The organism is Streptomyces aidingensis (assembly GCF_900112355.1).
In the GTDB taxonomy this organism is placed as follows: Bacteria; Actinomycetota; Actinomycetes; order Streptomycetales; family Streptomycetaceae; genus Streptomyces; species Streptomyces aidingensis.
Genome location: NZ_FOLM01000021.1, coordinates 32,018 through 51,066 on the forward strand (window position 1 = coordinate 32,018; position 19,049 = coordinate 51,066).

General features: G+C 72.0%; 22 protein-coding genes and 1 riboswitch. Of the genes, 15 read left to right on the plus strand and 7 right to left on the minus strand.

Annotated elements, in window-relative coordinates; all coding sequences use genetic code 11:
- Window positions 1-54 precede the first annotated feature (54 nt).
- The gene (locus BM242_RS25445; protein ID WP_175541579.1) at window positions 55-705 is read right to left on the minus strand and encodes an SAM-dependent methyltransferase; all 651 of its coding nucleotides are present in this window, start codon (window positions 703-705) and stop codon (window positions 55-57) included.
- A 136-nt stretch (window positions 706-841) separates the two neighbouring features.
- Between BM242_RS25445 and BM242_RS29695 the strand changes: the two genes are divergently transcribed.
- Window positions 842-1,189 carry a hypothetical protein gene (locus tag BM242_RS29695; RefSeq protein WP_175541580.1) on the plus strand — a complete coding sequence of 116 codons (348 nt, stop codon included), beginning with the start codon at window positions 842-844 and terminating at the stop codon, window positions 1,187-1,189.
- 10 nt (window positions 1,190-1,199) lie between these two features.
- Here the strand turns inward: BM242_RS29695 and BM242_RS25450 are convergent, their stop codons facing one another.
- Window positions 1,200-2,204 (minus strand): LysR family transcriptional regulator, encoded by a 1,005-nt coding sequence (locus BM242_RS25450; protein WP_093841285.1) that lies wholly within the window; start codon window positions 2,202-2,204, stop codon window positions 1,200-1,202.
- Window positions 2,205-2,303: 99 nt separating this feature from the next.
- On the opposite strand from BM242_RS25450, the gene BM242_RS25455 reads away from it, so the two are divergent.
- Window positions 2,304-3,275 carry a PhzF family phenazine biosynthesis isomerase gene (locus BM242_RS25455; RefSeq protein ID WP_217652587.1) on the plus strand — a complete coding sequence of 324 codons (972 nt, stop codon included), beginning with the start codon at window positions 2,304-2,306 and terminating at the stop codon, window positions 3,273-3,275.
- A gap of 67 nt (window positions 3,276-3,342) precedes the next feature.
- On the opposite strand, the gene BM242_RS25460 is transcribed toward BM242_RS25455, so the two are convergent.
- Window positions 3,343-4,386 carry a sodium:calcium antiporter gene (locus tag BM242_RS25460; protein ID WP_245834514.1) on the minus strand — a complete coding sequence of 348 codons (1,044 nt, stop codon included), beginning with the start codon at window positions 4,384-4,386 and terminating at the stop codon, window positions 3,343-3,345.
- Window positions 4,387-4,615: 229 nt separating this feature from the next.
- Here BM242_RS25460 and BM242_RS25465 point away from each other — a divergent pair, with 229 nt between their 5' ends.
- The 4 genes from BM242_RS25465 (at window position 4,616) to BM242_RS25480 (ending at window position 9,806) form a co-directional block, all read left to right on the plus strand.
- Complete coding sequence (locus BM242_RS25465; RefSeq protein ID WP_093841286.1) at window positions 4,616-5,761, plus strand: DMT family transporter; 1,146 nt, start codon at window positions 4,616-4,618, stop codon at window positions 5,759-5,761.
- A 48-nt stretch (window positions 5,762-5,809) separates the two neighbouring features.
- On the plus strand, window positions 5,810-6,910 hold the full coding sequence (locus tag BM242_RS25470) for a PP2C family protein-serine/threonine phosphatase (RefSeq protein WP_093841287.1): 1,101 nt from the start codon (window positions 5,810-5,812) through the stop codon (window positions 6,908-6,910).
- A gap of 225 nt (window positions 6,911-7,135) precedes the next feature.
- A riboswitch (cyclic di-AMP (ydaO/yuaA leader) is annotated at window positions 7,136-7,303 on the plus strand.
- A gap of 8 nt (window positions 7,304-7,311) precedes the next feature.
- The gene (locus BM242_RS25475) at window positions 7,312-8,736 is read left to right on the plus strand and encodes a M23 family metallopeptidase (protein ID WP_245834515.1); all 1,425 of its coding nucleotides are present in this window, start codon (window positions 7,312-7,314) and stop codon (window positions 8,734-8,736) included.
- Between the two features lie 116 nt (window positions 8,737-8,852).
- The gene (locus BM242_RS25480) at window positions 8,853-9,806 is read left to right on the plus strand and encodes an aldo/keto reductase (RefSeq protein ID WP_093841288.1); all 954 of its coding nucleotides are present in this window, start codon (window positions 8,853-8,855) and stop codon (window positions 9,804-9,806) included.
- A 263-nt stretch (window positions 9,807-10,069) separates the two neighbouring features.
- On the opposite strand, the gene BM242_RS25485 is transcribed toward BM242_RS25480, so the two are convergent.
- Window positions 10,070-10,537: a hypothetical protein gene (locus tag BM242_RS25485; protein ID WP_093841289.1), complete on the minus strand. Its 468-nt coding sequence runs from the start codon at window positions 10,535-10,537 to the stop codon at window positions 10,070-10,072.
- Window positions 10,538-10,661: 124 nt separating this feature from the next.
- The gene (locus BM242_RS25490; protein WP_175541581.1) at window positions 10,662-11,603 is read right to left on the minus strand and encodes a helix-turn-helix domain-containing protein; all 942 of its coding nucleotides are present in this window, start codon (window positions 11,601-11,603) and stop codon (window positions 10,662-10,664) included.
- A gap of 438 nt (window positions 11,604-12,041) precedes the next feature.
- Between BM242_RS25490 and BM242_RS25500 the strand changes: the two genes are divergently transcribed.
- From BM242_RS25500 to BM242_RS25520, 5 genes are all read left to right on the plus strand, one after another.
- Complete coding sequence (locus BM242_RS25500; protein ID WP_245834516.1) at window positions 12,042-12,857, plus strand: hypothetical protein; 816 nt, start codon at window positions 12,042-12,044, stop codon at window positions 12,855-12,857.
- A gap of 34 nt (window positions 12,858-12,891) precedes the next feature.
- Entirely contained in the window at window positions 12,892-13,434 is a 543-nt protein-coding gene (locus BM242_RS25505) for a GNAT family N-acetyltransferase (protein WP_217652589.1), read from the plus strand.
- A 332-nt stretch (window positions 13,435-13,766) separates the two neighbouring features.
- Window positions 13,767-14,099, plus strand: a complete 333-nt coding sequence (locus tag BM242_RS25510; protein ID WP_093841292.1) for a hypothetical protein — start codon at window positions 13,767-13,769, stop codon at window positions 14,097-14,099.
- Entirely contained in the window at window positions 14,096-14,557 is a 462-nt protein-coding gene (locus tag BM242_RS25515; RefSeq protein ID WP_093841293.1) for a MerR family transcriptional regulator, read from the plus strand. Before BM242_RS25510 ends, BM242_RS25515 begins: the two co-directional genes overlap by 4 nt.
- Window positions 14,538-14,843, plus strand: a complete 306-nt coding sequence (locus BM242_RS25520) for a hypothetical protein (RefSeq protein ID WP_093841294.1) — start codon at window positions 14,538-14,540, stop codon at window positions 14,841-14,843. The genes BM242_RS25515 and BM242_RS25520 overlap by 20 nt, the downstream gene beginning before the upstream one ends.
- A 65-nt stretch (window positions 14,844-14,908) precedes the next feature.
- Here the strand turns inward: BM242_RS25520 and BM242_RS25525 are convergent, their stop codons facing one another.
- Both BM242_RS25525 and BM242_RS25530 read right to left on the minus strand, forming a co-directional pair.
- On the minus strand, window positions 14,909-15,127 hold the full coding sequence (locus tag BM242_RS25525) for a DUF397 domain-containing protein (protein ID WP_342747008.1): 219 nt from the start codon (window positions 15,125-15,127) through the stop codon (window positions 14,909-14,911).
- A complete protein-coding gene (locus BM242_RS25530) occupies window positions 15,124-15,963 on the minus strand; it encodes a helix-turn-helix domain-containing protein (RefSeq protein ID WP_093841295.1) in 840 nt (279 codons plus the stop codon). The genes BM242_RS25525 and BM242_RS25530 overlap by 4 nt, the downstream gene beginning before the upstream one ends.
- Before the next feature lie 211 nt (window positions 15,964-16,174).
- Between BM242_RS25530 and BM242_RS25535 the strand changes: the two genes are divergently transcribed.
- The 4 genes from BM242_RS25535 (at window position 16,175) to BM242_RS25550 (ending at window position 19,003) form a co-directional block, all read left to right on the plus strand.
- Window positions 16,175-16,597, plus strand: a complete 423-nt coding sequence (locus BM242_RS25535; protein WP_093841296.1) for a hypothetical protein — start codon at window positions 16,175-16,177, stop codon at window positions 16,595-16,597.
- Window positions 16,598-16,738: 141 nt separating this feature from the next.
- Window positions 16,739-17,398: an ATP-binding protein gene (locus BM242_RS25540; RefSeq protein WP_093841297.1), complete on the plus strand. Its 660-nt coding sequence runs from the start codon at window positions 16,739-16,741 to the stop codon at window positions 17,396-17,398.
- Between the two features lie 106 nt (window positions 17,399-17,504).
- Window positions 17,505-17,936, plus strand: coding sequence for a very short patch repair endonuclease (locus tag BM242_RS25545; protein WP_245834518.1), 432 nt, complete (start codon window positions 17,505-17,507; stop codon window positions 17,934-17,936).
- Between the two features lie 101 nt (window positions 17,937-18,037).
- Window positions 18,038-19,003: a DNA cytosine methyltransferase gene (locus BM242_RS25550; protein WP_281254720.1), complete on the plus strand. Its 966-nt coding sequence runs from the start codon at window positions 18,038-18,040 to the stop codon at window positions 19,001-19,003.
- Window positions 19,004-19,049 lie beyond the last annotated feature (46 nt).

Genomic DNA, 19,049 nt, shown 5'->3' on the forward strand with positions numbered 1-19,049 from the left:
CATGCCGGAACAGCTCGCCCCGCCACTGCTTGCCGGCCGCGGGGGAGGAGCGGGTCAGCGGCGCGGGGCGGCCGTGGTCCGGCGGACGATCAGGCGGTCGATGGAGTGCGTGTGGCGCACGCCGTTCTCGTGCTCGTCGTCGTAGATGTAGCTGCGGGCGCGGACGGTTTCCCAGCCGTCGGCGAAGTGCTCGCGCACCTCGCCGCTGTCGGGCGGCGGATCGGGCATCAGCGGGCGCAGGTCCCCGGGGATGGGCACGGCGGCGTTGAACGAGGCCAGCGCCAGCATGCCGCCGTCCGGGCGGACCCAGGAGGTCAGGCTGCGGTAGACGGCCAGCCGTGCGGCGCGGTCCAGGAAGTGGGTCACGCCGTAGCAGATGACCAGGTCGTAGCCGGTGCTCCGGCCGGGGTCGGTGGCGCGCAGATCGCCGTTCCAGATCCGGACGTCGGCCTCGCGGGCCAGCGGGGCGAGCAGCTCCCGGGTGGCGCGGACGCCTTCCCGGTCGGTGTCGAAGCCGTGCAGGACGGTGGCGCCGGCGGTGGCGAACGGGACCAGATTGCGTCCCCAGCCGCAGCCCGCGTCCAGCACCGAGGAGAAGGGGTGCGCGCGGGCCAGCTCCGCCAGTTCGGAGCTGGGTGCCGCACCGCCGCGCGCCGGATTCCAGACCTCGCGCCGCCCGCCGTGCCCGGCCGTCCCCGTTCCCATCCCGTCCCCTCTCCGCTCCGCTCCGCTCCGCTCTCCGGTTCGCTTCTCCCGTACCCGGTCCTCCCGCGGCGGACGCGTGGCCGCCGGGCGTGTCAAAGCCATGGCCAGGTAATCGAACGAATGTATGATTCTGGATGTGGTGGACGACGACGACTTCTCCTTCCCGGGCGACCTGCTCGCGGCGCAGCGGCGGCTCAGCGCCGCCGAGGCGGAGCATGTCGCGCTCTGCCGGGCCCTGCCCTCGCGGGCCCGGACGGCGGCCGCCCGGCGCCGCGCCGCGGCGGGCGGAGTGCCCGCCGAAGGAATACGCGACCAGGCCGAACAGGAACGCCGCATCCGGGCCCGGGTGCTGGAGCTGGCCGAGCGGGTGCACGGCCACCCCTACTGGGACACCCTCCCGCCCGCCGAGCGGGCCGCCGCCCGCGGCGCCCTCGGCCGCCGGACGAGCGGCGGCACGCCGGCCCCCGCCACTCTCGCCGCCTGAGCGCGGCGGCTCAGTCCGGGTGCCCGGCCGGGGAACCGGTGGGGGAGAAGTGGCGGATGAGCCGTGCGGTCACGGTGCGCACGGCCGGGGAGGCCCAGCGGCGGGCGTGCCGTACCAACTGCACCGGCACATCCGGCAGCGGCGGCCCGGCGATCTCCGCCAGCGTGCCCGCGCGCAGCGCCCCGGCCACGCAGACCCGCGGCAGCACGGTCAGCCCCAGCCCCGCCGCCACGCAGGAGCGGGCCGCCTCGATGGAGCCGAACCGGGTCAGCCGGGGGCGGGCGCCGGGCACCGCCAGCAGCTCCCGGGCCAGCCGGTCGCTGTAGGAACAGCCCTGCTCATGCAGGAAGAAATCCTCGGCCGCCAGCTCCGCCCAGCCGGCCCCGCCCGCTCCGCCCGCCTCGTCCGCGCCGGCCTTCCTGCCGCGCCCGGCGGCGGCCAGCGGGTGATCCGGGGCGCCGACCAGGGCCAGCGGCTCATGCCCGATGAGCTCGGCGGCCAGCCCCGCCCCCGGCGCGCCGCCGGCCGGTGCCCCCGGCAGGTCCGCGGTCTCCTCCAGCAGCAGCGCCAGATCCAGCCGCCCGGCGCGCAGCCCCTCCACCGCCGCCGCCGTGCCCGCCGGATACAGATGCAGCTCGACCCCGGGATGCGTGCGGCGCAGCGCCGCGACCACCCCGGGCAGCCGGGCCGAGCACAGCGTCTCGCCGGCGGCCAGCACCACCCGCCCGGCCACCGCCCCGCCCTGCCCGCCCTCCCCGGCCGCCTCCGCCGCCACCGCGCGCAGCCGCGCCTCCGCCTCCAGCACCCCCTCGGCCTCGGCCAGCAGCCGCCGCCCGGCCGAGGTCAGCCGGGCGCCGCGCGGCAGCCGGTCCACCAGCCGGACGCCCAGCTCCCGCTCCAGCGCCCGGAGCTGGACGGTGACCGTGGACTGGGCGAGATGAAGCTCGGCCGCCGCGCCGGTGAAGTTCTCGGTGCGGGCCAGCGTGAGAAAGGTGCGCAGCAGCCTGGTGTCCATGCCGCGGACCGTAGCCGAAGGGCGGCCGGCCTGCCATCGACTTCTCCGATCCTGACGATGCGGAATCATCGTTTCTTTTGATGGGTCGGCCGGGGCAGCATGGAGGTCATGACAGACACCACCGCCGCCGTGCTGCGCTACACCGCCTTCACCACCGACCCGGCCGGCGGCAACCCCGCCGGGATCGTGCTGGACGCGGCCGGTATGGACGAACCGGCCATGCTCGCCGTCGCCGCCGAGGTCGGCTACTCGGAGACCGCCTTTGTCACCGCCCGCGACGACCTGCGCCGCCGCTTCACGCTGCGCTACTTCAGCCCGCGCGCCGAGGTCGCCTTCTGCGGGCACGCCACCGTGGCGACCGCCGTGGCGCTGGCCGAACGGATCGGCCCCGGCCCGCTCCTCTTCGACACCCCCGCCGGGGAGATCCCGGTGGACACGGCGAGCACGCCGGAGACGGGAGACCCGGGGGAGACGGGGGAGACGGGGGACGCCGGCGACACCGGGGACACCGGGGACACCGGGGACACCGGGGACACCGCCCTGACCGCGACCCTGACCAGCGTGCCCACCCGCTCCCGCCCGGCCACTCAGGACGAACTGACCGCCCTGCTGGCGGCCCTGGACTGGCGGCCGGAAGACCTGGATCCCGCGCTGCCGCCGCACATCGCCTTCGGAGGCGTCCAGCACCCGGTGCTCGCCGCGGCCACCCGGGAACGCCTGGCCGCGCTCGACTACGACTTCCCGGCCCTGGCCGAGCTGATGCGGCGTCACGACTGGACGACCGTGCAGCTCATCCGGCGGGAGGCGGCCGATCTGTTCCACGCCCGCGACCCGTTCCCGGTCGGCGGCGTGGTGGAGGACCCGGCGACCGGCGCCGCCGCCGCGGCCCTCGGCGGCTATCTGCGCACCCTCGGCGAACTGCCGCCCCCGGCCCCGGGCGGCAACGGACCGGCGGCCGTCATCACCGTGCGGCAGGGCGAGGACATGGGCCGCCCCAGCCTGCTCACCGTCACCGTGGACCCGGCCGACCCCCGGGTGCGGGTATCGGGCCGGGCCGTGGCACTCCGATAGCGTCCCGGCCCCGGGCCCCCGTTCCCGTCGCCGTTGCCGTTGCCGTTCCCGTTCCCGTTCCCGTTCCTCAGAAGGCGAGCAGCACGATGGTGGCGGTGTAGAGGGCGATGAGCATGATGCCGTCGAAGCCGAGCCGCCACCAGCCCCGCTTCTGCCGCAGCAGCAGCCCGCCCAGCAGCACACTCGTCATCACCAGCGCCGCGCTGGTCAGAAAGAGTTCGTCCGGCGCGGCGGCATGGAAGAGGGAGCCCTGCCGGTACGCCGCGTCGCCGATCACCAGATTGAGCGCGTCCAGGCAGTTGCCGCCGATGACCGCGGCGATGGCCAGGGTGACCGCGCCGCGCCGGACCGCCGCCACCGAGGTCACGATCTCCGGCAGCGCGTTCACCACCCCCATGAACGCCGCCCCGACGAAGCCCGCGCGCAGCCCGGAGCCGGCCACCAGCCCTTCCGCCGCACGGGCCACCGCCCAGCCGCCGATCACCACCAGCAGCGCCACCGCCGTGAACTCCCCCCACAGCCGTCCGGTGCCGCGCCGTCCCAGCACCGGGTCGTCGTGCGGGACGTCCGGCACCGTCTCCGCCGTCCGCACCGCCAGCCACATCGGCCGCGGATGGGCCTGGATGAGCCGCACTCCGCCCCAGTAGAAGGCGACCATCACCACCGCGGCCGGATGCACCCCGAGCACCGGCACCGTGACCTCCGGCGAGAACGCGGCCATCAGCGCCAGCCCCAGCAGCCCGATCAGCAGGCAGCCGAACAGCACATTGGGCAGCGAGGCGGCGGCGTGCTCCAGATTGACGCCGCGGTGGAACGCGTCGGCCACCGCCACCGCCAGGGTCTGCGCGGCGATGCCGCCGACCGCGTTGCTGTAGGCCAGGGTCGGACGGTCGGCGGCGGCGCTGACCGCGGTCATCACAATGCCGGAGAGGGAGGTGGCCAGACCGAAGAAGACCGCGCCGAACAGCGCCTCGCCCCAGCCGGTACGGTCCGCCAGGGTGTCGCCGAGCGCGGAGAGCCGCACCGCGCACACCACGGTCACCGCGCCGGCCAGCAGGAACACGGCGACCGACCAGCCCAGCGGCCAGCTCCCGGTCAGTGTCTCAAGCACCCGCTCGCCTCCCGTCCGCCCGCGCGCACCCGGGGCACCGCCGACGGGCACTGGGTACCACGCGGCGGCGGTCGTACACTCCGGCGCCGCCGGAGGCCTTCCGGCCCGGTACCGGACGTGCCGCACGCGGGCCGGCGGGGCCGGACGGGACCCGGCGGCACCAGCGGTATTCGGACACCGCGGCTCCCGCGCGGCCGTACGCCACCCCCCGCCCCCTACCGTGACCCCCATGGGGATATCGAAGGACAGTTCGAGCGCCACGGCAGCCGCCGCCGCAGCCGCCGTCACCGCTGCACCGGCCGGCGGCGGCGCGGCCGGCCGCAGCCGCCCGGACGGGCGGGCCCTGGCCGCCGTCACCGTCACCGTCTGCTTCTGGGCCTCCGCCTTCGTCGCCATCCGCGCCGCCGCCGAACACTTCTCGCCCGGCGCCCTCGCCCTCGGCCGGCTGCTGACCGGCTCGGCCGTCCTCGCCCTGCTGCTGCTTGTCCGGCGCCTCGGCCCGCCGCCGCGCGCGGCCTGGCCCGGCGTCCTGATCTCCGGTCTGCTCTGGTTCGGCCTCTACATGGTGGCGCTCAACTGGGGCGAGGAGAGCGTGGACGCGGGCACCGCCGCGCTGCTGGTCAACATCGGTCCGATCGCCATCGCCCTGCTGGCCGCCAAGCTGCTCGGCGAGGGCATGCCGCCGCGGCTGCTGGCCGGGCTGGCGGTCTCCTTCGCCGGTGCGGCCGTGGTCGGGCTGTCCATGTCCGGCGGTACGGGCGGCGAAGGCAACGGCGGCAACGGCGGCAGCGGCGGCAGCGGCGCCGGCAGCGGGCTCTCCGATGCCTCCGGTGCACCGCTGCTGGGTGTGGCGCTCTGCCTGGTGGCCGCCTTCGCCTACGCCGCCGGGGTGGTCGGCCAGAAACCCGCGCTGCGGCACACCTCCGCCCTCCAGGTCACCGCCTATGGCTGCTTCACGGGCACGGCGGCCTGCCTGCCGTTCACCGGGCAGCTGGTCCGGGAGGTGGCCGACGCGCCGCCGACGGCCACCGCCTGGGTGGTCTATCTGGGGGTGTTCCCCACCGCGCTGGCCTTCGTGACCTGGGCCTATGCCCTCTCCCGGACCACTGCGGGGCGGATGGGCGCGACCACCTATGCGGTGCCCGCGCTGGTGGTGCTGATGTCCTGGGCGGTACTGGCGGAGGTGCCCGGCCGGCTGACCCTGCTGGGCGGGGCGCTGTGCCTGGCCGGGGTCGCCGTCTCCCGCTCCCGCTCCCGCCCGCGCGCCCGTTCCCGCTCCGCCGCCCCCGCCGCTCCCGCCGCCTCCGAGGACCCCGCCGCGGCCACCGGGGAGTCCGCACCCCCCGCCGGCCCCCCTCCCGTCCCTCGCCCGTAGAGCCGCCGCCGGGTCGCCGCCGCCCGCCGCCTGCCGCATCGTGGAATCGTGCCGTTCTCACCAGGACCCGCCGCGCCCCCCGCCCTGCCCGGGCGCTGGCTGCCGGAGGTCCTGATCGTGGCCGGCGCCGCGCTGGACATCGCCACCCCGGACCACCTCACCTTCACCCCCTTCTTCGCCGCCGCCCCGATGACCGCCGCGGCCGTCCGCTCCTTCCGCGGCACCCTGTTCGTGGGCATCGTCTCCACGCTGGCCATGGCCGTGCTGCTGATCGTCTGGGACCGTCTGCCCGCCGAGCAGGAGATGCTGGCCACCGCGACCGTGGGCACCGTCTCCGTCCTCGCCCTCTTCACCAACCTCCTGGTCACCGAGCGCACCCGGCAGGCCGCCTCCGCCCGGGCCGTGGCCGAGGCCGTGCAGCACGCCGTGGTTCCCGATCCGCCGGCCCGGGCCGGCCCGCTGGCCATCGCCGCCCGCTACCGGGCCGCCGAGAACGATGCCCTGATCGGCGGCGACCTCTACGCGGTGGTGCGAAACCGGCACGGGGTCCGGCTGATGGTCGGCGACGTACGGGGCAAGGGCCTGGGCGCCACCGAGACGGTCGCGGTGCTCCTGGGCACGTTCCACGAGGCGGCGGACGAGGCGGCCGACCTGCCGGAGCTGGAGCAGCGGCTGGAGAGCACGCTGTCGCGGGAACACGGCCGGCGTCCCACGCTGGACGGCCTGGAGGGCTTTGTCACCGGGGTGCTCGCCGAACTGCCCACCGCCGGGGACGGGCCGCTGCGGGTGCTCAACCGCGGCCATCCGCCGCCGCTGCTGCTCACGCCCGGGGGCGAGGTGCGGGTGCTGCGTCCCTCGGCCGAGACCCCGCCGTTCGGACTGGGGGACCTGGCCGTGGCACCGGCGCGCGCCGACCCGGTGGACTTCCCGCCGGACGCCACCCTCCTGCTCTACACCGACGGACTCAGCGAGACCCGCAACGCCGAAGGGCGGTTCTACGACCCGGCCGAGGCCCTTCGCGGCAAGGCGTTCCCGGGGCCGGAGGAGCTGCTGGACTGGCTGCTGGCCGATACCCGCAGGTACGCGGGGGGCGGGGCGCCGGACGACATGGCGCTGCTCGCCGTACGCCATGACCCGGGCCCGGTATGACGCACGGTGAGCAACAGCCTGCACTCTGCATAACATTTGATACACCGTCAGGAATGAAGCAGTGGCCAAAGGTGCGTATTTTTTGCCCGATTTGACGGACTTCGGTGGTTTAAGTCCTGGTCAAAGCTCTGTCTTTTTACTCGATGCGGCTTGGAATCCGGCGGCGATCTCTATTAACGTTCGATAACGCAGCGCGGTCGTCACGACCGTCACAAGAGACGGCGCCGCGCCCTGCCGCCGAATCCCGTCGTGCGGTCACCCACAACTGCACCCAGGAACCGGGGAACCACCACCCGGGGTGAATCGGACAGCCGGCCCCCGCCGGCCGACCGTAGGAGACCTTCCGCTCCGAACCCGTCAGCTAACCCGGTAGGCGAGGGAAGGAAAGGAGAACGCCACCCGTGGCGTCACAGCGGTTCGCCTCCCAAGAGGCCGGCTCCACCCCGTATCCCCCGTACTACGCCGCGCAGGCCGCCTACGCAGCCGCCCCCGGCCACCAGACCGACACCGCCGTCGCCACCGCCCCCGGCTACGCCTACGGCACCGGCTACAGCACCGGCACCGGCACCGGCTACGACGAGAGCATCTGCCACCCGGGCTCCGGCGGCGGTTTCGGCGACTACCCCGGCCACCTCCAGCAGGCCGCCCCGTACCCCGGCCCGGCCCAGGACTTCCCGCACCACCCCGAGCACCACGCGCCCGAGCCGCCCGTCGCCCACGAGCCCGTGCTGCCGGAGCCGGCCGCCCCCGAGCCCTCGTCGTCCCCGCTCCCCGACTACTACGGCCCCGCGCCCGACGGGCAGGAGACCCGCGAGGAGTGGAACCCCAACGCCGAGACCCTGGCCGCCGCCAACCGCGGCCGGCACCGCGTGGCCCGCCAGCGCGGCGGCACCATCGCCCGCAGCCGCGCCGTGCTCGGCGTCGGCGTGATCGCCGCGGTCGGCGCCGGCGGCATGGCCTCCGCCCAGGAGGACGGCGCGCCCGGCATGGGCGCCGCCGCCGAGAAGGTCAAGCAGATACCCGGCAACATACCCGGCCTCGGCGCGCTGTTCGGCAACGACGACCGCGGCCCGGGCGGCGCGGACGCCGGCTTCCCGGTGATCACCGCCGCGCCGCTGACCGCCGAGGGAACGGCCCTGCAGACCAGCGCCGACACCGCCTCCGCCGCCTCCTCGGGCACCGGCGAAGCGCTCCGGGCCCGCCTGCTCCAGCAGGCCGAGCAGCAGGAGGCCGCGGCCGAGGCCGAGGAGCGGGACGCGGCGGCCGACGCCGCGCTCACCGAGGCCGAGGCAGAGGCCGCCGCCCTGGCGGAGCAGCGCCGCCTTGAGGAAGAGGAGCGGCAGCGCCTGGAGGAGGAGCGCCGCCGCAAGGAGGAGGAAGAGCGGCTCAGGCGGGAGGAGGAGGAACGCCTCCGCCGGCTCCGGGAGAGCTACACCGCCCCGCTCAGCAGCTACACCATCTCCGCCCAGTACGGGCAGGCCGGCTCGATGTGGGCCTCCGGCTACCACACCGGCACCGACTTCTCCGCCCCGGCGGGCACCCCCGTGAAGAACGTGCACACCGGCGTCGTCCTGGAGGCCGCCTGGAACGGCAGCTACGGCTACCAGGTCGTCATCGAACTCGCCGACGGCACCGAGATCTCCTACAGCCACCTGTCCTCGATGGCCGTGGTCGCGGGGCAGGAGGTCATCACGGGCGATGTGATCGGCAACGTGGGCTCCACCGGCAACTCCACCGGCCCGCACCTCCACCTGGAAGTCCGCCCCGGCGGCGGCGACACCATCGACCCGCTCCCCTGGCTCCGCGAAAACGGCGTCGCCATCTGACCCCACCGCCCCACCGCCCAGACGACCGCTGACGACCCGGCTGACGACCGGCTGACGACGGGGCCACGCGGAATACCACGTGGCCCCGCCACCCACCCCGGGTTACCGTCCCTGCCATGGAAACCCGTACCGGTACCCGTACCTTCGGCAGCCTGACCGTCGCCCCTGTCTGCCTGGGCGGCAACGTCTTCGGCTGGACCGCCGACGAGACCACCACCTTCGACATCCTGGACGCCTTCACCGCGGGCGGCGGAAACTTCATCGACACCGCCGACTCGTACAGCGCGTGGGTGGCGGGGCACTCGGGCGGCGAGTCGGAAACCCTGATCGGCCGCTGGCTCGCCAAACGCGGCCGGCGCGACGACGTCGTGGTTGCCACCAAACTCGGCGCCCACCCGCAGTACAAGGGACTGGCCCCGGCCACCATCCGCGCCGCCGCCGAAGCCTCCCTGCGCCGCCTCGGCACCGACCGCATCGACCTGCTCTACACCCACTTCGACGACGAGTCGGTGCCGGTCTCCGACATCATCACCGAACTGGACGCGCTCGTCCGCGAGGGCAAGGTCCGCGAGATCGCCGCCTCCAATATCTCGCCCGAGCGCCTGGAAGCGTCCCTCACCTTCTCCGCCGCCGAGCACAAGGCCCGCTACGTGGCCCTCCAGCCGCACTACAACCTGGTCTCGCGCAACACCTACGAGGGCCCCCTCGCCGAGGTCGCCGCCCGGCACAACCTGGCCTGCGTCCCCTACTTCGCGCTGGCCCGGGGCTTCCTCACCGGCAAGTACCGCCCGGACGGCCCGGCCGTCGACAGCCCGCGCGCGGCCTCGGCCTCGTCCTACCTCGACACCCCGCAGGGCCTGCGAGTGCTCGCCGCCCTCGACGAGGTCGCCGAAGCCCGCTCGGCCGAGGTGGCCACCGTCGCCCTCGCCTGGCTCGCAGCGCAGCCGACCGTCGCCGCACCCATCGCCAGCGCCCGCACCACGGAGCAGCTCCAGCCGCTCCTGGCCTCCCTCACCCTCGACCTGACCCCGGCCGACCTCGCCGCTCTCACCGAAGCCTCAACCCCCTGACGACCCCCCGGAGGGGGCGCCCCCCCGACGCCCCCTCCTCCCCACCCACTCCACAACCCCACACCCCACGCCGGCGACAGCGATCACGATGAGGAAGAGAGCGTTCTCGGGCAGCCGCTGGCGCAGGTCGTCGGGAAGGACGATCGTGAGCAATGCCGTGACCACCCAGGAAGCGGCGATGACGCTCAGCGGGATGAGTAGCAGCCACCGAAGTACATGGGACTGTTTTGCGTTGAGAAGCTCTCCAGGCACGCGTGACCTCGTTACTTAGTGATGTTGTGGCACTGCACGGCTCGTTCCTTGCCCGACGCGTAGAAGGCAGCGCATGCCTTGCCGTAGTGCTTCAACGTGTGGGTGGTGTTGTCGACACGGCCAATGGAGCTCCAAAAGGAACAGCCGTTGTGCGTCTTGCCCTTCCTGATCAGGTACGTCTTGCCGTTGGTGTCGGCGTAACGCCAATCAAAGCGCCAGTTGCACCACTCCCGGCCGGCGGTGTCTGCGCCAAAAACGTCCTGGATCGAGGCCTCCTGCCGTTCGATCTTGCGCCCGTCGCCCTTGATGTAGTGGCCAAGAGTTGCAGTCGGCGCGCACACGGTCTGCCCGCTCATGGTGAAGCAGAAGCCCGACACCTTCTCGTATCCGACAGCGCTCGCTTCCGCCGACGTCGTCGTGCCGATGACGAGCGCGCAGGCCGCGGCAGCCGTCAGCAGGCTGCGGAGCTTGAATGGCATGGGAGTTACCTCCAGGACGAGTGATCAACTACGCCCTGGGAACGCGCCAACTTCCCTCCGGATGCGCCCCGTTACTAGTCGCAGACATATTGTCACCGTGGAGGGTGATGCAGAACCGTCACTCTCACGCTTCGGTAACGTCGCCACCCTGGTACTCGTCCATCATCCGGCGCAGAAACTCGCGGGACTCCGGGATCCCCATCGCCGTGGCGCGGATGTGCACGAAGGCCAGGATGTAGTTGCCCACCTCCGGCTCGGTCTCCAGGCAGAACTGGCTGGCGATGGAGTTGGCGAGGATGACGTCCTTCTCCTCCGGGTTCGGGAAGGACAGGATGGAGAAGGCCCCGTCCACGCCCGGGTGGGCGCCCGCCGAGTACGGCAGCACCTGCAAGACCACCTGGCTGTCCTCCGAGACGTCGAGCAGGTGTGCCATCTGCTCCGCCATCACCTCCCGCCCCCCGATCTCCTGCCGGAGCGCCGCCTCGCCGATCACGGCCCAGACCTTGGGCGGTTCGTCCCGGGCGAAGATGCCGAGGCGTTCGAGATATGCGTCCAGCCCTCGAGCCACGTCCTCCGGGGTGGCGTCCGTGCAGCGGCCTTCCACCAGGGCCTTGGCATACGCCTCGGTCTGCAACTGTCCGGGAATGATCAAGGGCTGGAACTCACGGATCTCGCTCGCGTGTGCCTCCACGCTCACGAACTCCGGCTCCAGCCCGCCGCCCGCCACGTCATCGCCGCCCCCGTAATCGTCGTCGTCCCCGCCCCCGTCCCCGCCCACCCCGACGCCGCCGTCACCGTCGACATCGCCCCAGCCGAACTGGCCTTCGGCAAGCTCCAGCAGGCTGGCCCGGATGAAGACATCGCTCACCCCGTACAGGTCGAGCAGCGCCTCCAGGTCCATCGGCCGCAATCCGGGGTAGCCGCTCTCGAAGCGTCTGACCTGCCAGGCGGCGCAGAGCAGATGCTCCCCGACCTGGTCGGCGCTCAGGCCGGCCTGCTCGCGCAGCTTCCGCAACTCTGCTCCGAGGCGGTAGCGCCGGCCGGATGATCCTTGTTCTGCGGGCATGGCGGACCTCCCGAGGTACTCGGGAGGCAGTCTGCCCCGTGAAGGGCCGCTACCGATCCTTCTGTCCCACAACAGTGGTAAGTAATCGGCTGCCTCTTGCAGTTGACCACTCAACAGTGCTATGGCCATGGCTTCCCGCCATGGGATCCGCGACTCGCTCCCCGGCCCGGCCCCCGGCGCTGCCTCCCTCTCACTCCCCGCTGCTGTCGCTCGCCGCCGAACCGAGCAGATGCGCGTTGACAGCGCGCGCCTCGTGCGCCAGCTTGTCGAGTTCCGTCACGGACACACCAGCGGCCCGAAGCCTCTCGGCCCCCTCGCAATCCACGAACAGCAGCGGCTCCCGCCAGGCGAAGACCACCTGCGGAATCCGGGCGCGCAGAATGAGCTCGGTACACGTCAGGGGACGCCTACCCGGACCGCTTCGCCACCGCCGCTCTCTTGATTGCCGGCCCGGGGCGGGCCCACCAGATCCGCCGACGCTCGCAGATTCTCAATACGCTGCCGTTCGCGGAGCCGGATCACCTGATCGACGCCCTGGAACACGCGCCGCTGTCGCGGGAGTGCGCCCGGGTCAGGGGCGAGAAGATCAGCCCCTACGAAGAACCTCTGCACCGGCCGTTCACCGTGCTGACCGAAGCCCTGGTGCACCATGGTGCCCGCGTGGTGGTGACCGGGCTCGGCGGAGACGAGATGGTCGCTCTGTCGCAGGCCGAGTACCCGCACAAGTCCATGGGCGAGATCGGCGACGGCCTGCCCTGGATCGGAGACCGAGCACGCGCCGCGCTGGAGTTCGCCGACGAAGGCATCGCCCCGCCCGCCGCCGTCAACTCGATGACCTTGCTGTCGCTGGAAACCACCGCCCCGGTACTCCTGCGCGCGGGTATCTGGCCCGTGCATCCCTTCGCCGATCCGGGCATGGTCCAACTCGGTGAATGGCTGCCCATGCACTGGCGTGAACTCAAGCAGCTCCAGCGACGCAGGCTTGCCGCCCTCGGGCTGAGCACGGACGTCACCGAATCTCGTGAGCGGGAGTCGTTCGCGGAAGTTGTTGAACACACGCTCACCACGATTGCGCGCCCCCTGTTCGCCGAGATGCTTCACGAGGGTTCGCCGCTCTTCGACGAGGAGCTGGTGGACCCTGACCGCCTCCGGGCGGCCGTCCGCCGGCTGGCCGAAGGGCCGTACCGTGAGGACGGAGACGCGCAGTTGCTCGAAGTCCTGGACCTACACTTCGCCGCCCGATCGTTCCTATAGCCCCTTCCACCTCTGAGGAGGCAGCGTGTTCGCCATGCGCCCGGCCACAGCCGATGACATCCCCGCCGTTGAGAAGGTGATCCTCGCCCGCTCCGGTTGGCTGGAGAAGCGCGGGCTCCCGAGTTGGCGGGAGAACGCGGCCGAACTTGCGCGGCAGGCGGAGAATCCCGATGGTGACGTGTGGGTCCTGGCCGAGGATGACGGGCGCATCATCGGGTGCACCACCGTTCAGGAGCAGACGCCCCCGTGGGGCTGGACGGAGGAGGAACTGAATGAGCCCGCTCACTACCTGTACTCGACAGTCACCGACCCCGCCTACCGCGACATGAAGCCGGGAACCGTGATGGCGCTGTGGGCGGTGGACCGGGCAGCGCAGCGAGGTCACACCTGGGTTCGCCGTGGCTGCCACTTCCCCGGACTGGTGAGGTACTACGAGGCCCAAGGGTTCAAGCTGGTGCACGAAGTGCAGCGCACGCGCACCGCGGTCTACCTCATGGGCCGCCGAGCCGAGCGCGTCACGGATATGGAACAACGCTTCGGCGCGCTGTCGGACCCCGCGCAAACGCCTGACCTCTGAGCGTTCCGTCCCGGCGGCAACGCCTGAGCGTGGTGAGCAGCAAGTATTCGCTCAGGGCTGTCACAGACTCTGGTGACGACGGCAGAGACCCAGGGCACCGACGTCGGGGGGTTCAGGGCTCCCGAGCCGGACACTTCGGCACCCCTCGTCGGCCGCGGTACCCGCTGACCCCGCCGAGAGGCCGTGACAGAAGGGGCAGCCCCGGGCCTCCTTCCGTCGCGGCGCCCGCCCGATGGAGGAGGTTGCATCCGGTACCCGGGTACAGGCTTACCGTCGGGGGCAGGGCCGCTTCAGCGCACGGGGCGGTGATCAGGGAAAGCGAGGGATGCGCGATGACCTCATGGACACCGGACGCGTGCACGTTGCCCACGGCGGAGCAGCCGCTGCGGGTGGCGGAGTTCGACGCGTTGTTCGCGGATGCCGTACAGCGTGTGGAGCGGCCCGGGGACGGGCGGCTGCGGCTGGTGCTGGACGGCGCGGCGGAGGAGCGGGCACGGGAACTGGCCGAGCGGGAGACCCGCTGCTGCTCGTTCTTCACCTTCGCCTTCACCTCCGCCCGCGAGGGCGAGGACACCGTGGTGATGGAGGTGACCGTGCCGGACGAGCACGCGGCCGTGGTCGAAGCCATGGCCGACCGGGCCGAGGCCGTACGGAGCACCTCGTGAACGCCACGAACGCCGGTACCCTGCGCACCGGCCAGGTGGCCGAGGCGGCCGGGGTCAACGTCCAGACTCTCCGCTACTACGAGCGGCGCGGCCTGCTTCCCGAGCCGGAACGCAGCCTGGGCGGTCACCGCCTGTACGGGGACGAGGCGGTCACTACGCTCCGCGTGATCAAGGCCGCCCAGCGCCTGGGCTTCACCCTGGACGAGGTCGCCGAACTTCTGGAGGCCGGCCGCCGTCACCGGCACGGCCGCCCGGTTCCCGGGCTGCGGCAGCGCGCGGCCGAGAAGCTCGCCGAGGTGGAGGCGAAGATCGCGGATCTGACGACGATCCGCACAACGCTGCTCGCGGCCGTCGAGGCAGGCTGCGACGACCTGGCCGCTTGTGCGTCCAGCGCCTGCTGCCCGATCCCCTTCACCGGCCTCGCCGAGGAGTACCGCCATGCCGGCCCCCGCCGCTGACCCGCCCACCCCGCGGACCCCGCACACCCCGAAGGCACTCGCGGGCCTGGCCGCCCTCGCCTGCATCGCCTGCTGCGCGCTCCCCGTCCTGATCGCCGCGGGCGTCATCGGCACGGGCGCCTCCGCCCTGCTGGACTGGCTTCCCGCCCTCGCCCTCACACTCGGCGTCCTCGCCGCCGGGGCCTGGTGGCTCTCCCACCGCCGCCGGTCATGCTCGTGCGGCGACGCCTCATCGGGCGCTCAAGAAGGCGGGTGCACCTGCCAGGCACCGGCCGCCACCCGCTGAAGCCCAGAGGTTTCGGCCGGCCGTCGGCCTTGCCGCCGCCGCTGAACGGGCGGCTGCCGCGCAGCTCAAGCGGAGAGCTCACCGCTCCGTATGGCGCCGACGAACGATCGCCATCCGTCCGCCGGGACGGTGAGGCGGCCGGCACCGGGAGCCTTGCTGTCCCGGGCGGCGACCGCATCGCCGCGCCGCGCGACCTCGACGCAGTTGCTGTTTCCGCCGCTGTGGCTGGACCTCGTCCAGCGTATGCCGTCACCGTCCACTGCTTCGGCCCTCTTTGGGATCACAACGCATCCTTGATCTCGCGGATCAGTGCCATGGACTTGCCGAACGGAAGCGCCGAGGCGGACAGCCGCTCGAACGCCTCGGCGTAGCGTGCGACATCAGCAGCTTCCTCGATGTACAGGCTGCTGTCCATATGCTCCAGCAGCACGACATCCAGGCCCGGCTGGATGAAGCTCAGCATGGTGAAACCGCCGATCAGTCCCGGGTGCAGCTCGGCTGTCTTCGGCATGATCTGGACTGTGACGTGCGGATTGTGGGTGACATCGATGAGCCGCTGCAACTGGTCCCGCATGACGCCCGGCTCGGGGACTCCGGCCCACAGAGCGGCCTCGTGAACGATGGCGCGGAGCTTCAGCGGCTTGGCTCGCGTCAGGGCTGATTGCCGCGCCATCCGGACGTCCACCAGCGACGAGACCTCCTCCGGCGTCGATGTCATGTTGTTGGCCATGATCGCGGCGCGGGCATAGGCCGCGGTCTGCAGCAGGCCAGGGATGACCAGTACCTCGTAGGTGGACATGGCGCAGGCGTCCGTCTCCAGGCTGATCAGATCGGCATAGACGGGGTCGAGGTCGTAGGTCTGCCACCAGCCCCGCTTGTTGCCGTCCCGGGCCAGCATGGACAGAAACGCCCTGAGCTGTGCCTCCTTGGCGCCGTACAGGTCGAGCAGCTCCTCCAGGTCCGCAGCCTTGATGCCCCTGATGGCGCTCTCGATGCGGGAGAGCTTTGACGGGCTGTGCCCAGCACGTGCTTCCACTTCCTCAAGCGTCAGCCCTGCTTCTTCCCTCAGCCGCCGCAGAGCGGCGCCGAGGCGACGACGGCGGACGGTTGGCTCGGCCATGTCTCGTGTTCCCTCCGTGAATTGCCGTGCGCAGAGCGAGATGACGGCGCTGATGCTCGCACGGAAGTAACGGCCAGCCCACGTGTCTGTTGGCAAATTTCCCCGAAGGAGTGAATCGACTTGCCATCCTTCTTCATGTGACTCCAAGCTCTCGACAACAACCTCTGCGTAGCGAAGGCGGCTGATCCGCCGAGGATGGAAGGGAGCGGCGATGATGAATGCCCTCGGGGCGAGCGAGCAGCCTGACGAGCACGCTCGCGCTGCGCGGGAACGGCTGGCCGACATGCTGGAGTTGCTCGGTATCCCCCGGTCCGCCGTCCAAGTCGACTTGCGGCAGCCCGCCACACGGCTCATCCGTCTCGACCCCGTCAGCCCTTCCACCGCCTGCACCCTCGCTCACACCCTGGCCAGGGGATGCATGGGATTGCGTGGAGTGCCGCCCGTCGGGGTGGCGGTGTGGAACAACAGCCGGGTCGGGGAGGTCCTGGCGCACGAGCGCGGCCGGGTACGTCTCCGGTCCCTTTCCGGTGCGGACGAGTGGAACGCCGGCCTGATGGGGCTGCGTCTCGCTCGCGTCCACGAGATCCACACGGCCCTGGACTTCACCCCGGCCTCTGGCCGGCCTCCCCAGTAGCCGGAGTCACGGCTTCGCAACCGGGCCTGCCGGAAGGCCCCCCATGGCGACCGATTCGGGTCAGGGTCGCACCGACCACAACCGCGAGGCCGAGGACCCTGGCTTGCTTCACCTTCCGCACCGTTGTCACCGGAGGATGATGTGTCGCCTGATCACTGCCAATGCCCGGTCCGCCGAAAAGCGTGGGAGCTGCCGTTCGTCGCCGACCCGGGCGAGGTCGCCGGTCTGCGCCGGGTCGTCCACCTCAACCTGGCGCTCTGGGGCCTGCACGACCTGATCCCCGCTGCCCAGCTCTGCGTCAGCGAACTCGCCGCCAACGTCATCACCCATGTCGGCACCGGGACCCAGGCCCTGCTCGCCGTCTCCATGAACGGCACCCGCCTCCGCATCGAGATGGAGGACGAGGGCACCGAGGCCCTCCCCGCCCCCCGTGCACCGGACCCCGACGCCGAGTCCGGCCGCGGCCTGATGCTCCTGTCGGCCTTCACCGAGGACTGGGGCGTCACCCTCACCCCCACCGGCAAGCGCACCTGGTGCGAACTCGCCACCGGCCTGCCCACCCCCACCGGCCACCTCGGCGGCCCGCGCGTCACCCGCACCGAGACCTTGCTCGCCTCCTACACCGGCGAGCCGGGCACCCCGTCACTGCAGGGCCCCCTCGCCCATGCCGCGGCCGTCACGCTCATCGCCGACATCTGCCACTGGCTCATCACCCATGGCTACGACCCCGACACCACCCTCGACGCCGCCCAGGCCCGATTGGAGCAGGCGCCGGTGCCCGGCCCGGCGCACGGTGTGTGAGTGCGGAAGTACCAGGCGTATGCGTGCCTGACGGCAGACGCGCGTCCAGAGGGCCGGGATCCGGATCTTGGCCTCGTGGTCCTTCCTTCTCGGGCAGGATGGGATCATGCCCGTCCCTTCGTCCCCCGGCGTTTCCGCCCGGATGAGCCGCCAGGCGAACCGCAACACGTCTCCCGAGGTCGCGGTGCGTCGTCTGCTGTACGCGGCCGGTTTTCGCTACCGATTGCACCGGCCGGTGCCGGGTATGCGCCGTCGGACGATCGACATCGCGTTCCCCGGTCCCAAGGTTGCGGTCTTCCTGGACGGCTGCTTCTGGCACGGCTGCCCTGAGCACGCCACCCAACCCAAGGCCAACAGCGAGTGGTGGCGACAGAAGCTCGACAAGAACATGAGCCGTGACCGGGAGACGACTGAGCGTCTCGCCTCGGAGGGCTGGACGGTGCTGCGCTTCTGGGAGCACGAGGCACCGGGGACGGTGGCCGAGCTGGTGGCGAAGGCGGTCGCGGACAAGCGTTCCGGCCGATCGACCCGGCCGTGATGAGCCCGTGCTTGTCGGGGATCCCGCCGGTCCCCACCATTGAGTCACGTCATCCACAGGCCGGGGGAGACTGTCACTTGACGTCAGCGCACCATTCTTCGTTGGAGATCTGCGCCGGGGCGGGTGGCCTTGCCATGGGCCTGGAAGCCGCCGGCTTCGACCCGGTCGCGCTGGTGGAGAGCGACCCGCACGCGTGTGCCACTCTCCGTGCCAACCGTCCCGGTTGGCGGGTGCTGGAGATGGATGTGTGGGAGTTCACCGCCCGGGACCATCCCTATGTGTACGACGTCGATCTGTTGGCCGCCGGCCTCCCCCGGGTCAAATCGCCGGCTGCGGTCAGGCGCGCCGAGGATGGCTACGCGAGGGAACTGCTGGAGGCCGCGGTCTGGTTGACCACCGAGGTTCGACCCCGTTCGCTGCTGATCGAGAACGTGCCGGGGCTGGTCCGGGATTCGGCGTTCACCGAGCTGCGGGAGTTTGCCCATCGAGAACTTGAGCACCTCGGTTACGTGCTGAGTTGGAACACGCTCAACGCCAGTGACTTCGGCCTGGCACAGAACCGGCGGATGGGTCTGTTGGTTGCGATGCGGGCGGATGCGGCCGGTCGCTTCCGGTGGCCCGAGCCGGTGCCCGGGCCGCCACCCACGGTGGGGGAGGCACTGGGGCCCTCGATGGCCGCGCGAGGATGGTGCGATGCCGAAGCGTGGGCCGCCAGGGCGAACAGGCTCGCCCCCGCGATCGTGGGCGGCTCGAAGAAACGGGGCGGCGCGGACCTCGGGCCGAGCGGCACCAAGCAGGCATGGGCGCGGATGGGGATCAACGGCGGCGGCGTCGGGGACGAGGTGCCCGACGCGGGTTACTGCTGGGAGCCGGACGGAGACGTCAAGAAGCTGCCGAAGCTCACCGTGGAGCAGATCGCGGTGCTTCAGGGCTTTCCCCCGGAGTGGATGTTGGCCGGCCGAAAGACAGAACGGTGCCGTCAACTGGGACATGCCTCACCGCCGCCGGTTGCTCGGGCGCTCGGCGACCGGATCGCGGCCTCCTTCGTGTCGGACCCGGGGCGGTGAGTTACGATGTCCCGCCCGTCTCACCCCGATCACCAGCCACGGAACG